The sequence below is a fragment of the Microbacterium sp. AK031 genome (genome assembly GCF_024807145.1).
Lineage (GTDB): Bacteria > Actinomycetota > Actinomycetes > Actinomycetales > Microbacteriaceae > Microbacterium.
This window is the reverse complement of the sequence record NZ_JANUCA010000009.1, coordinates 79,117-90,799: the sequence shown is the minus strand read 5'-3', so window position 1 is coordinate 90,799 and position 11,683 is coordinate 79,117. Positions and strand designations below refer to the sequence as shown.

The 11,683-nt window shown below is 64.6% G+C and carries 15 protein-coding genes and 1 pseudogene; 12 read left to right on the top strand and 4 right to left on the bottom strand.

Translation table 11 applies throughout. The features are described from left to right. Nucleotides 1–18 precede the first annotated feature (18 nt). From HDC95_RS15510 to HDC95_RS15470, 10 genes and pseudogenes are all read left to right on the top strand, one after another. Entirely contained in the window at nt 19–1,626 is a 1,608-nt protein-coding gene (locus HDC95_RS15510; protein ID WP_259064535.1) for a recombinase family protein, read from the top strand. A gap of 467 nt (nt 1,627–2,093) precedes the next feature. Beyond that, nucleotides 2,094–2,288, top strand: a pseudogene (locus tag HDC95_RS16935) (HNH endonuclease); the annotation flags it as partial. Between the two features lie 42 nt (nt 2,289–2,330). Then, nucleotides 2,331–2,738, top strand: coding sequence for a hypothetical protein (locus tag HDC95_RS15505; RefSeq protein WP_259064534.1), 408 nt, complete (start codon nt 2,331–2,333; stop codon nt 2,736–2,738). A gap of 343 nt (nt 2,739–3,081) precedes the next feature. After that, a complete protein-coding gene (locus tag HDC95_RS15500; RefSeq protein WP_259064533.1) occupies nt 3,082–4,194 on the top strand; it encodes a phage major capsid protein in 1,113 nt (370 codons plus the stop codon). A 617-nt stretch (nt 4,195–4,811) separates the two neighbouring features. Then, nucleotides 4,812–5,144, top strand: a complete 333-nt coding sequence (locus tag HDC95_RS15495; RefSeq protein WP_259064532.1) for a hypothetical protein — start codon at nt 4,812–4,814, stop codon at nt 5,142–5,144. Between the two features lie 44 nt (nt 5,145–5,188). Further along, nucleotides 5,189–5,449 carry a hypothetical protein gene (locus tag HDC95_RS15490; RefSeq protein ID WP_259064531.1) on the top strand — a complete coding sequence of 87 codons (261 nt, stop codon included), beginning with the start codon at nt 5,189–5,191 and terminating at the stop codon, nt 5,447–5,449. Continuing rightward, nucleotides 5,442–5,666 (top strand): hypothetical protein, encoded by a 225-nt coding sequence (locus HDC95_RS15485; protein ID WP_259064530.1) that lies wholly within the window; start codon nt 5,442–5,444, stop codon nt 5,664–5,666. Before HDC95_RS15490 ends, HDC95_RS15485 begins: the two co-directional genes overlap by 8 nt. Before the next feature lie 278 nt (nt 5,667–5,944). Continuing rightward, complete coding sequence (locus HDC95_RS15480; RefSeq protein ID WP_259064529.1) at nt 5,945–6,418, top strand: NUMOD4 motif-containing HNH endonuclease; 474 nt, start codon at nt 5,945–5,947, stop codon at nt 6,416–6,418. Then, on the top strand, nt 6,415–6,642 hold the full coding sequence (locus HDC95_RS15475; protein ID WP_259064528.1) for a hypothetical protein: 228 nt from the start codon (nt 6,415–6,417) through the stop codon (nt 6,640–6,642). Before HDC95_RS15480 ends, HDC95_RS15475 begins: the two co-directional genes overlap by 4 nt. Further along, a complete protein-coding gene (locus tag HDC95_RS15470; protein WP_259064527.1) occupies nt 6,639–6,947 on the top strand; it encodes a hypothetical protein in 309 nt (102 codons plus the stop codon). The genes HDC95_RS15475 and HDC95_RS15470 overlap by 4 nt, the downstream gene beginning before the upstream one ends. A gap of 131 nt (nt 6,948–7,078) precedes the next feature. On the opposite strand, the gene HDC95_RS15465 is transcribed toward HDC95_RS15470, so the two are convergent. The 4 genes from HDC95_RS15465 to HDC95_RS15450 all read right to left on the bottom strand — a co-directional run bounded on the left by HDC95_RS15465 (nt 7,079) and on the right by HDC95_RS15450 (nt 8,886). Next, nucleotides 7,079–7,798: a hypothetical protein gene (locus HDC95_RS15465; protein ID WP_259064525.1), complete on the bottom strand. Its 720-nt coding sequence runs from the start codon at nt 7,796–7,798 to the stop codon at nt 7,079–7,081. Nucleotides 7,799–7,903: 105 nt separating this feature from the next. Next, entirely contained in the window at nt 7,904–8,212 is a 309-nt protein-coding gene (locus HDC95_RS15460) for a hypothetical protein (protein WP_259064524.1), read from the bottom strand. Nucleotides 8,213–8,243: 31 nt separating this feature from the next. Next, entirely contained in the window at nt 8,244–8,450 is a 207-nt protein-coding gene (locus HDC95_RS15455) for a hypothetical protein (RefSeq protein ID WP_259064523.1), read from the bottom strand. A gap of 250 nt (nt 8,451–8,700) precedes the next feature. Beyond that, on the bottom strand, nt 8,701–8,886 hold the full coding sequence (locus tag HDC95_RS15450) for a hypothetical protein (RefSeq protein WP_259064522.1): 186 nt from the start codon (nt 8,884–8,886) through the stop codon (nt 8,701–8,703). A 496-nt stretch (nt 8,887–9,382) separates the two neighbouring features. Between HDC95_RS15450 and HDC95_RS15445 the strand changes: the two genes are divergently transcribed. Continuing rightward, nucleotides 9,383–10,837 carry a recombinase family protein gene (locus HDC95_RS15445; protein WP_259064521.1) on the top strand — a complete coding sequence of 485 codons (1,455 nt, stop codon included), beginning with the start codon at nt 9,383–9,385 and terminating at the stop codon, nt 10,835–10,837. 258 nt (nt 10,838–11,095) lie between these two features. Continuing rightward, a complete protein-coding gene (locus HDC95_RS15440; RefSeq protein WP_259064520.1) occupies nt 11,096–11,407 on the top strand; it encodes a hypothetical protein in 312 nt (103 codons plus the stop codon). Nucleotides 11,408–11,683 lie beyond the last annotated feature (276 nt).

Sequence of the window (11,683 nt, the reverse complement as noted above, 5' to 3'; positions counted from 1 at the left end):
ATACAGTAATCTCTCCACATGAAGCGAGCCATTCTCTACCTCAGATTGTCGGTCTCCGACGCCAACGATGGCCAGTCCGACTCGATCCAACGCCAGGAGACCGACCTGCGCGCGTTCGCCGAAACCGAGGGCCTGGAAGTCGCTCAGGTCCTGGTCGATGACGGCCTGTCTGGCCGAAAGACACGAGCCAACGCCGACCAAGCCCTGCAGATGCTAGACGACGGCGAAGCCGAGGTCCTCCTAGTCTGGAAGCTCGATCGCTGGACTCGTCAAGGCCTGGGCGCCATCGGTCGTCTGGTCGAGGTCCTGGACCGCAGTCCCAAGGCAGAGTTTGTCGCTCTTCGCGACGGCATCAGATCGAGCCAGCCAAGCTGGCGCCTGACTGCCGCAGTCCTCTCCGAGGTAGCACGCTCCGAGGCCGACAACACCGCCATGCGGGTCAGCGCCGCGATCAGGGCCAATCAGCAGGCAGGCAGGTTCAAGGGCGGCACGGTCCCCTTTGGCTTCCGTCCAGCCCCTCACCCCTCAGGCCGAGGCCGGACCCTGGTACTCGACGCCGCCGAGGTAGCCACGATCAGACGCATGGCTGCATGGGTCCTGGAGGGCAGGCCGATCAACGCTCTGACCGATGTCCTCATGCGCGATGGAGTCCCGACGACTCGAAGCCCGTATCGGCTGGCCCTGATCAGAGGCGAGGAGGCCGAGGACCTGGATCGTGGTGTCTGGTCATGGCCAGCTGTCGCCGCGATCCTCACTGGTGACGCCGTGCTCGGACGAGTCAGCGTGGGCAAGCCCGTCCCTGGCACTCGGCGCAAGGACTGGTCTCTGGTCCTAGATGATGAGGGCCTACCCCTCCAGCCCTTCCCCGCCGCCCTCGACGCCGACACCTCAGCTCGACTCCGCGCCCGCATCAAGTCCAGCAAGAACCCAAGTGGCAAGCCGCGCCGAGTCCCCCGTCAGGCGCGCCTCCTGAGCGGCCTGCTCTTCTGTTCGGTCTGCGGGAAGAAGCTCTGGGTCACGGTGCGATCAGGTCACCCGACCTATACCTGTGCCCGCCGAGCTGGCGGCACCTGTCCAGGCCCGAATATGAGGGCCGTCCTCGCGGAGAAGGCGGTCACTGATACCTTCCTCGCTGAGCGCGGCCACTGGCCCGAGGCGACCATCGAAGAGGTCGTGACCAATCCCGAGACCGCCGACGAGCTCGCCAGGGTGCAGGCTGCGATCGACCAGACAGTGGCCCAGATGGTCCAGGATGACGCCGATGTGCCCAAGCTTGCTGTCGCTCTCCAGACGCTTAAGGGGAGGCGTACGGAGCTCCAGGCGACGCCGGCGACCATCTCGAGGCGCTTCGTCCCCACTGGACGAACGATCGCCGAGGCCTGGGCTGACTCCGACGACTTCGCCAGGCGTGACCTGCTGGCACGCTTCGGCCTCGATCGAATAGAGCTCCTGCCCTCGGCGGTGAGGGGCTCCAACGTCTTCCAGCCTGAGCGCCTGATCCCGCACTGGATCGACCTCGGCGACCCCGAGGCGCCTGACACAGTGGGGCGTGGCCTGCTCATCCCCCGCCAGCCAGCACCCGACCTCAGCGACTCCGTGGCCTACTACGCCGAGGATCACGACTAAACCATGGCTACCCTGACATCTTCCCAGGGTAGCTACGCCTGCCCTGGGTACACCGTCAGGGCAGTTATAAAGGTGACTCTCCGGGTCGCCAACCACGCGCCCGCAGGCACCTTGCGGCCTCTCGCAAAGCCTGTGCCTTGCTGCCCCCGGGGCGACGCAGCTACCCTGGGAGCGCGTCAGGGTAGCTACAACACCTGCCCATATCGCCCCCATTACCAGTGTTTCCTAGGAATCGTGGCTCCAGGGGCGCCTGGGGCGTGAAGGGGCCACGCTTCCTATTTAGTTATAAGACCGACCTCCCTTAAGGACTAATACAAAACGCGGCCCCCTTTACGCCCCTTTGCCCTCGTGACCTCGGGACTCTCGCGGGGGCACATCCGACGGCATCGACTCCACGGCACAATCGCAACTATTCCCGCCTCCCCCCGAGCGCGTTCCCACTTCCACCTCTTCCTGAGGAGCTTCCTATGCCCCGCCACGTCCTTGACGCCATCGCCTTCTCTGCCCTCGCCGAACAGCGCTGGGGGCCTAAGCGCCACTGGAGCTGCGCATACTGCGGCCGTCGCGTCGGCCTGACCGTAGACCACTTCTGGCCGTTGAACGACGGCGGGACCAGCGACATCTGGAACGGGGTACCCTGCTGTGACCAGTGCAACCGGGCCAAGAGCGATCGCGCCCCAATTGCCTGGTTGGTCGCTGTGGGCGTGCCCGAGCGTCGGATCGCCATGATCCTCCATGTGGTCGGCTCCCGCGACTGGGTCGCCCCGCAGGCGGAAGGCGAGCTCACACCACGCATGCCCGCAATCACCCCGGCCACACTCGACTACATCGCAGGACGCGCAGTGCCTCGTGTCGCGTCTCGCCCGGCCCCACGGCCCGCTGGGCCGATCACCGAGGGCCTGCCCGTGTTCGATCTCGTGCCTGACGAGTGGTCACCCCGTGCCACGCTCTGGCGCGTCTCTCAGAGGACCACAGTCGGTCGTGCGCGCTGGGCTACCCCACACGACCTCTACCGTGAGCTGCGTGAACGCGGCTTCCGCGAGATGAAGCGCACAGGGTCGTGGGGCTTCTGGGGCATCTATGCCGTCGACCACTTCCCTGAGACCGCCTGACCGACCGGATGTACGCAGCAAACGCTATAGATAAGTAGAGGGAGAAACGGGCTCTCACAGCCCGACCCCTTCAACCAGACCACCCGCATCACGCGGGTTAGCCGATCAAGCCCCGCCGGCCTAGCTAGCTATGGGGAACTGCCGGCACACTCCGCCGCCGACGAGCGCAGCCGAGGCCCATGAGGGCAGAGCTGCTGCGCGTCACTCGGCCAGCCGACACACGGCGTCCACATCACCCCGAGGACCAGGAGGTCAACGGGTGCTCAGTCGCGTGCGCGGTCCGTCGGGCAGGCACTTCCGCGATCAGTCGATCGCATTAGTGACTACCCATTAGGAGTCAACTATGGACATCAAGTCCATCGAGCTGGAACTCTCCCAGCTTCAGGCGAAGGGCTCCACGTTCCTCGCCAAGTCCCACACCGACCTGACCACCACTGAGGTGGCTGAGGTCGAACGCATCACCGACCGCATCACGCAGCTGAAGGGCTTCCTCCGCGCAGCCCAGAACGGCGCGGGCCTCACCGCCCTCCCGGGCGAGGACTGGAACGCGTCCGACGCGTTCGGTGCCAAGTCGGGTCACCTGGACACCAGCGCTACTGCGGTCAAGGCCGCACTTCGTGCTGGCGGCCAGAAGTCCCTCGTGGCGACCGGCAGTTCGGTAGTCCCGCTGGACCTCCACTCCGAGGTCATCCTCAAGGGCCGCGAGACGCCCGTTGGCGTGGTCAACTTCCTGACCACGACCACCCGCAGCAGCTCGTCCTACCGCTTCATCCGTGAGGCAACGATCGACAACCAGGCCGCCTTCGTGGAGACCGGCGCGAACAAGCCCGTGTCCACCTATGAGGTCGAGTCGGTCGACGGCACCCTGAAGTTCCTGGCGCACGTCTCGCAGCCTGTCGACCAGGACACCCTGGACGACGCGGCCAACCTGGAGGCGTACCTGACGCAGGCAATGACCCGCGGCATCTACGAGAAGCTGGGTGGCTCGGCAGTCGCAGCAATGCAGACCGCCGTAGGCGCACAGCCTGTCGTCGCTGGCTCTGAGCCCCTGGCGTCCATCGCCGCTGGTCAGCTCGCGGTCAACACCCTCGGCTACGAGACCGGCCTGGTGATCCTCCACCGCACCGACTACCTGGAGCTGGTGACAACCCGCAACTCGAGCGGTGCCTTCGACCTCGGTCTGGGTGGCGCTCTCGCGACCGGCGCGACTGGTCCGGCGGAAACCATCTTCGGTGTTCCCGTCCTGATCAGCTCCGCGGCCACTCTCGGCCAGGCGATCGTCCTGGACCCGAGTGCTGTCGGCATCAGCGTGGACAACCAGGGTGTCCGCGTCAAGTGGGATGAGTCGGGCGCACTGTTCGACGCAAACCAGAAGCGCGTGCGCGTTGAGCTGAAGGCGGCCATTGACGTGGTCAAGCCCGCAGCCATCGCCCTCGTGGACCTGGCTGCAGTCTAAGCCAGCCCCAACCTCCGCTGAGTAGGTCAACTCAGCCGACTTGCCCGGTGTCAAAGCCGGGCAGGTCACCAGCTCGCGGAGTCCCATCTTGGGGTCCAGCTCTGCGAGTCTCGACAGCCTGCCTTCCTTCGGGCGTGGTCGAGTGCTGATGCAGGCTTCGTAACCCTGACGATCAGACTGCACGAGGCCTAGGAACCCGGCGTGCAGAGTCGATGCGCGAGGATTCATCACCTCACGACGATTGGCACGGACCAGCCCTGCCCTTACGCCTTGCTCTCCTGCCGGCTTTGCCGTATGCCTCGGCGTCTGGGCAAGGGCTGGTCCCCCGCATCTACCAGGCCGGCGTGCCGTATGCCACGCGCCCGACCTGGTACCCCGGCTGAGCGGCGACCTGACACTAGTGAGCTAGGTCGTCGCTCAGTCCCTAACACCCGCCCAGCTGGAGTGCTTCAGTCGGCCCACGCCGGCTGGGTGTCTCCCCCCGGGGTAAGGGGCCCTCAAACCTCTGGGCGGATGGGCGACGGCTCAACTCCCGGCAATGGTTCTTAGATGTACGGACCTTTTCAAATCCAGGGCGAGCCCATTTCCGATTCCACCGATCCTGATCTGGAGGCATCATGCCCTTCTTCAAGAACGACACCTTCCTGATGCAGCGCGAGCTCCGCCAGCTGCGCGATGAGAACGAGGGTCTGAAGGCTGAGCGCGCTGTCCTTGATCGTGCCCTGAACGAGTCCCAGCGCGAGCTCGCCGAAGCGAAGTCAGCCCAGCCCGCCAGCTTGGCCGAGGTCACTCATTTCCTGCGCGCTTACGTGCCGACCCTGCCCATGGCTCCCGGCTACAACAACCTCACAGCGGCGACCGACACCAAGTCCTACGCCCAAGCCCTCAACTTGCTTCTGCTGCATGCTCGATCGGTCGGGCATGCCGAAGCCGCTCGGAGGAACCAGTGACTCTCCGCGACGACCTCGAATCTGTCATCGACTCTGACCCCGTCATGTCTGAAGACCGAATGGCCGGAATCATAGGTCTTGCCCGCGCTGTCGCCGACCAGGCCGACTCCCAACTGGCCAAGACCGGGGCTCTCGAGTCCCGCATCATCGCCAGCTACTCCGGCATGTTGGCCCAGATCAACCGCACCATCCGCGACGACCGCGCCCGCCGCCGCCGTGAAGGCACCAAGCCCGAGCGCTCCGCGTCCCGGCTGGCGCACATCAAGTCCCAGGCCGCAAAGCTGACGGAGGCCGCAGATGCCTGACATCGTCCAGTTCACGAAGCGCTGCCCCGCCTGCCAAACGGAGAAGCCGGTCACCGACTTCCCGCGCAACCGCAGCGAGCCGACGGGCCGGGGTGGCTACTGCCGACCCTGCCAGCGTGATGCGCTGAAAAGAAGTCGCCAGCGTACTCGCGAGCGGTACGAGGCCGCCGTCGCCCTGCTGTCCGCCGAGGACCGCGAGCGACTGGGCTTCGCGTAAACCATGACCTTCCCGGGGGCAAGCTCCCGAATCACGAACCCGCGACACGATATATCGAGTCGCTGCGCCTGAGCCTGCAACCTCATTAGGCGCGCCCATAAACCAGCCGGTCAGTCCGGGTGCCGAGTTGCAGCGGCGCCTGGGCTGGCCGGCTTTTCTCGTTGAAAGCTGCAACCCATGTCCACCCTCAAGATCACTCTCCTCGCGCTGAGCGACCACGCCGCCGCGGCTCTCGCGTCTCTCGCCCTCCTGGTCGCGGGCCTCGTCGGGGTCCTGTCATGACCAAGCCAGTCGTCAACCTGCCTCACGAGGTCTGGGCGTCGATCCCCGGTTACCCCGGCTACTGGGTGAGCTCGGAGGGTCGAGTCCGCTCGCGCCGTGGCGTCCTCAAGCCACACCCCAATAGCGGGTCCGGCCGCCTCGAAGTCCAACTGAGCCGCCGTGGTGAGCGGCGGACCCAGCGCACGGTCCACCAACTCGTTGCTGGGGCGTTCATCGGTCCTCGCCCGGCCGGGCAGCTCACTCGACACAAGAACGATGTGCACAGCGACAATCGGGCCACCAATCTCGAGTACGGGACCTACGCCGACAATTACGCCGACGCCAAGCGCAACGGTCGCCGGCCACTTGTGCGGCCACATGGCACGCCGTCGAGGTACAAGAACGGGTACTGCAGGTGCCCTCGCTGCACCGCGGCGCACGCGGCCAACATGCGCGAGTATCGCGCCCGCAAGAAGGAGAACCCAGCATGACCGACCTCACCCCCTCAGCAACACCCTTCATCACTCGCCTCATCACCGCGTCGGCTCAGGCTGACCCGCTCGCTATCCACGCAGCCGTGACGGACGCTGAGGCCGCCGGCGTCCAGCCGACCGTCCTCATCGCCGCTATGGCCGGCGTCATCGAAGGCCTTTTGGCCGACGAAGGCTATACGCTCGGCGACCTCCACACTCTGCTCCTGAAGGAGGCATCATGAGCGCCAACGACAGCAGCCTTGCCACACTGGAGCGCTTTGGAGCGGTCACCCTCCGCCTTCGGAGCCTTCTGGCCGACACAGCGGAGGCACAGTTCCAGGCTTCACGTCACCCTGTGGACCCCGAAGAGACCGGCATCCGATCCATCGGCTTGTACAACGATCCGACCTATCAGATCACCGTCGACCGCGGCCGCCGAGAGCTTCGCAAGGCTGTCAAGGGGGCCGAGCGAGCCCTAGCCCTCGCCGCCCAAACCATGCGCGCGGCTGAGCACAAGCTGGCTGAGGCCCTGAGTCCAGGGCAATAGGGGCAAGTTGGATTCGAAGCCATACGGGCTCATCTGGGCTCCCAGAATCTGACCCCCCTTGCGAGGGTGCTGCCGAGCCCCTAAAAGCTCGCCCACGGAGGCTGTGGGTTGGCCTGAGCCGACTGTTCGCCTCAGAGCACGGTCATTCGGCGTTGCTCCTTGTCGAGAAATATCTCTCCGACCTTGTGATCGCCGTTCAGGTCCCGCCACCGCACGACGAATCGAACGCCGAATGACCGCCCATTAGCCTGTCTTTCGCCGTGGAAGATGATCGCGTTCTCCATCGCCCCCGGCCACTGTGACGGCCCGCTGAACGCGAAGTCTCCCATCGGCGGAAGCAGGCTCACATCACTGATGTGAACGCTGGGCTGTGTGTTCTTGAGTACGAAGATGTCACTGTCCTTGACATCTTCGATCCGCCACTGGGGCTGGAGCTGTGGTGCGGCGCGCTCGGCCTCGACCTCAGCCATTGCCTCGGCTCGCCCTTGCATCCGGCCGTATTCGCGCGCCGTCTCGGCGAGTTCTCCCCCTCGCCGAACTTGCTCGAGCGCTTCATACTTGGCCTGCGCCTGGGCCGCCTGGAGTTCCTGTTTGGCGAGCTCTTGAGTCGCAGCTACGTGAGCTGCCCCAAGATTGGTTGCCTTCTCAACATCGGCGCGGAGCCTCTCGTTCTCACGGCCGAGTCTGGTGACGGCCTCCCCAGCCTTCCTGATCCTGTTCACTGTCGTGATGCGTAAGGTGAACGGCCATCGCAGCGCGTTGCCCAACGGCACCCAGAACCTGTCTCGGAATACCTTGCTGAAGAATGCGAGCGCCCACGAGGCCAAGATCGCCGCGACCGCACCGCCCACGATCGCTATCAGCCACGCCTCACCCGATGTCATGCCCTGAGGATATCGGCCAGGTACGACGAAAGCCCCCGAGGCCTACCCCGGGGGCTTTCGTGTCGACTGGAGTTACTCGGGTGCCTCCTCCTTCTCCTGAGCCTCCAGAAGCGCGAGTGCCTTCTTGACGCGCTCCGCCTTGGCCTTCCGCGACTCACTCGACTGCGCGACTCGCAGCATCTTGGCGTGGCCTGCCTTCACCTGGCGGAGGTCAGCGATCAGGTCCTCGATGAGGTTGTTGAACTCGCGGACGTTCTCGCGGTTCACGGCCTCAGGGACGGCGCTCGCGGACGCCACTCCCTTGATCGCGGACTTCGCGAACGCGATTGCCTTGGCGGTCTCGTCGGTGTCGGGGTTGTTGGTCTTCTTCGATGTAGCCATGATCTGGTTCTCCTTGGGTTGTGTGGAACTACTAGAAGGTGATGTGCCCTGCTTCAAACGCGAAGTAGGGGACGGTCACGCCGTCGGACTCGCGACGAAAAAGGGGTTGCGGACCGAACCACCCAAGGAACACGAGGTCGTAGGTCTCGCCCTTGGTGAAGGTGATGTTGGTGACGGTCGCAATGACCATGACGTGGTCGCCCTTGTTCAGGGCGCGGACGGTCTCGTTGGCGTTCATGTCTATGACAGTGCCGCGATGGAACGACAAAGGGAGCCGACTTTCGCCGACTCCCGTGTCATCCCGATCTAGCTTGGTTGACCGAAAAATGCGTCCACTCTGGCCAGCCGAACATCGACATCTGGATGCCACTCGACCCAGCGACCTAGTCGCAGGCCATAGAGGCCGGGGATGACTCCGTCTATTCCGGGACCCACGTGGACCCGGAGGCCAGCCTGAGCTGACCTCCGTGCCTCTGCGTGAAGCTTGTTCACTTGAGTGCGTCCTTGGCCACCTCAAGCTCATCTTCGGCGTCAATCAGTCGCTGGCGTTCCTCAAGCATTGGGATCGCCCAGTCAGGGGTGTTGTCATCTTCAAATTCATTGGCAGCTCGGGTCATGAACTGGCTTTCAAGCGTTGCGAGGCGTGAGTAGACGAGCTCAATTGCTGTATCCATGGTGGGTGTTTCCAATCTGCGTTGGGGCGTTTCCCCGCGGCGGAGATAAGGATTCACCCGAATCGCCGGGATGCCGAGCGTGCTCAGCGTTCTCCCAGCGAATAGCGCTGGCGCCCACGGAATGACGCCTTTCGCGCCTCCGACTCACAGCTGGCTTCCAGCTAAAACCGCTGGGCCCATTTAGATCACTGTCTAAAGTCTGCACCTGCGGTCATCAATGTCACCAAGACCCAACCGGGTACATCGCCGGTCTCATCTTCGGCGAGCGCTCTGGCGTCGGCGGTCAGCCCTGTCCACCAGCGTCCGATTGCTTTCATCATCATTATTCCTCTCCTAGATAGGTGGTTCTTGTCGCTGTTTCAGCCGATTCAGGTTTCAGCCGATTCAGCCGAGTCCGAGCCGCAGGATGAACAATCCCGGGAACACGGCGAACAGCACGCTCAGCGGAAGGATCAAGAAGACCAGAGGCAACAGCAATAGGTAGTAACCTTTCTATATGGATCCCATCCCTGCGGCGAGCTACGCACGCATCAGCGAGAAGGTGGCCGCCCGCGACAAGGTGGCCGACCAGCACGCACAGAACGAGAGCCACGCGGCCGCACGCGGCTACCGCATCGTGGCGCGCTACACCGACGACGGCATCAGCGCACTCGGGCACAAGGAGCGCCCCGATTTCGAGCGGATGCTGGCCGACGCCGAGGCGGGCGCGTTCGCTGTCATCGTCGCCACCGAGGAGGAGCGCCTAGCGCGCAACGTCGAAGAGAAGCTAGAACTGCACACCGCGTGCGAGGTCGCAGGAGTCGTGTGGGACACGGCTCGTGACGGCTACGTAGACCCAGCTACCGACTCGGGCGAGTTCATGTCTACCGTTCGTGCCGCGATGGGCCGCATCGAGTCGAAGCGTAAGGCCCGCCGCCAGCGTGACGCATCAGATGAACGCGCTGCGGATGGCCTGCCCACCGCACGCCCCGGATACGGGTACCGACGTGAAGGCAGCCGCGACGTCATCGTTGAGGCCGAGGCTGTGGTCATTCGTGAGGCTGCGCGCCGGGTGCTGGATGGGAATTCCCTGCGGGGCATCGCCACTGACTTCAACGCCAGAGGCATCCCATCGCCACGCACGGCGGAGCTTGTCCATAAGGCGCACCGCGAAAAGACGGAGTACCCCACGCCGATCCCCTGGCAAGGCATCACGCTGCGTCAACTCATCCGCCGTCCGTCGCTTGCGGGACTCCGCACGCACCGGGGCAAGGTGGTCGGCAATTTCGACCCCAAGGCACACCCGGCGATCCTCAATGAGGACGTGCACACACGGCTAGAGGCACTGCTCACCGACCCCAGTCGAGCACAGGGCACCGGCGGTCGCACGCCGGTTCACCTGCTGTCGGGGCTCGCAGTGTGCGGTCGGTGCGGCGGGCGTATCAAGCGGCTACCGGGGTGGACGCCAAAGCCCGGGCAGAAGTCCAAGCCGGTCAAGGCCGCGTACGCGTGCGGCGACTGCCACAAGGTGCGCCGCATCCAGGAGCCGGTGGACCAGTTCGTGACCGAGGTCATCCTACGACGGCTCGAACAACCCGATGCTGGCCAGCTCTTCAGCCAGGGTGATGAGGGTGCCGCGCAGGAGGCTCGCAACGCGATAGAGGTCATCGACGCACGGCTCGCGACAGCCGCTGATCAGTTTGCCGAGGGCGTGTTGACCGGCGACCAGCTACGCCGCATCACCGAGCGGCTGCGGGCTGACCGTACGGCGCATGAGCGCACCGTGTCCGAGTCAATGCCAGCACGGGTCCCGGTAAACGTGGTCGGGCCACAGGCTCGGCAGACATGGGCGGCTCTGCACATCGACAGTCAGCGAGCGATCATCGACACCCTGGCCGAGGTGGTCATCGATCCGCAGGGCAGCGGCAAGCCATTTGACCCCGACCTGATCCGCATCGTCTGGCGCGCCTAGCGTCGGTGCGCGCGCGGCTTTGGCTCGGCGGACGTCGCTGAGTCTCCCGCTGGCGTCCGAACGGCACCCCCGCCGACCCCAACCCACAGCCCGGCACCCCAACGACGCTGGCGGTCGCAGGGAGGCGCTGTTGGCCCACGACACGCCGAGGCGCGCAACGAATTTGCCACGAATCTCCCCCTACGAGTGCTAGGGAATACCTCGTTTTGGGGCACTTCCTGACGAGCGGAGATGGCCCCGACTGGGCAAACTTGCTACATGTCGTTCACAGTCAAGCTCGCCTGCCGCAAGTGCACAGGGCGCACCCCGCGCATCGTGGCACGTTTCCGGTGGATCGCCTCGACCGGGGCTACAGGCTGGCAGCGTCTCGACGGCGAAGCTCACCTGCGAGTGCAAGACATCACTGGTGCAATGTTGTGGGGGGAATCCTCTGCTGCAGATGGAAGCCACGATGTCGCGTGCAAGGGATGTGGCACCAAGCTCGACCGTCGAGGCGACAAGCTCGTTCCCCGGCTCGACCGGGCACGCGATGTCGGCGAGAAGATTCTGTTTTTGGAAGACCTGAACTAGACTTACAGCCCTACAACTTCAAACGTCCGACCCGGCGAGGGTCGCCTCAAGACCCAGGGCATAGCCCGAGGCGTAAACGAGAAGTACGGGTCCTCAGGCACCAAAGCGTAGGGCGCGCTCGACGCGCACATCGTGCCTAGGCCATTCGGTCGAGCTCCTAAGCGGGAGTTTTCTTACTCCCGCGAAGGAAAGCTCCCGTGCCAACCTCTAAACCCCTGACCACAGAGCAGGCGCGCGGTCACGTAATGACCGCCGTGCGCATGCATGACGCCGAAG

Excerpts from the sequence above, each read along its gene's own strand:
- HDC95_RS15440 (WP_259064520.1), top strand. The coding sequence starts at position 11,096 with ATGTCGTTCACAGTCAAGCTCGCCTGCCGCAAGTGCACAGGGCGCACC.
- HDC95_RS15480 (WP_259064529.1), top strand. The coding sequence starts at position 5,945 with ATGACCAAGCCAGTCGTCAACCTGCCTCACGAGGTCTGGGCGTCGATC.
- HDC95_RS15475 (WP_259064528.1), top strand. The coding sequence starts at position 6,415 with ATGACCGACCTCACCCCCTCAGCAACACCCTTCATCACTCGCCTCATC.
- HDC95_RS15455 (WP_259064523.1), bottom strand. The coding sequence starts at position 8,450 with ATGAACGCCAACGAGACCGTCCGCGCCCTGAACAAGGGCGACCACGTC.
- HDC95_RS15485 (WP_259064530.1), top strand. The coding sequence starts at position 5,442 with ATGCCTGACATCGTCCAGTTCACGAAGCGCTGCCCCGCCTGCCAAACG.
- HDC95_RS15460 (WP_259064524.1), bottom strand. The coding sequence starts at position 8,212 with ATGGCTACATCGAAGAAGACCAACAACCCCGACACCGACGAGACCGCC.
- HDC95_RS15500 (WP_259064533.1), top strand. The coding sequence starts at position 3,082 with ATGGACATCAAGTCCATCGAGCTGGAACTCTCCCAGCTTCAGGCGAAG.
- HDC95_RS15450 (WP_259064522.1), bottom strand. The coding sequence starts at position 8,886 with ATGGATACAGCAATTGAGCTCGTCTACTCACGCCTCGCAACGCTTGAA.
- HDC95_RS15470 (WP_259064527.1), top strand. The coding sequence starts at position 6,639 with ATGAGCGCCAACGACAGCAGCCTTGCCACACTGGAGCGCTTTGGAGCG.
- HDC95_RS15445 (WP_259064521.1), top strand. The coding sequence starts at position 9,383 with ATGGATCCCATCCCTGCGGCGAGCTACGCACGCATCAGCGAGAAGGTG.
- HDC95_RS15510 (WP_259064535.1), top strand. The coding sequence starts at position 19 with ATGAAGCGAGCCATTCTCTACCTCAGATTGTCGGTCTCCGACGCCAAC.
- HDC95_RS15495 (WP_259064532.1), top strand. The coding sequence starts at position 4,812 with ATGCCCTTCTTCAAGAACGACACCTTCCTGATGCAGCGCGAGCTCCGC.
- HDC95_RS15490 (WP_259064531.1), top strand. The coding sequence starts at position 5,189 with ATGTCTGAAGACCGAATGGCCGGAATCATAGGTCTTGCCCGCGCTGTC.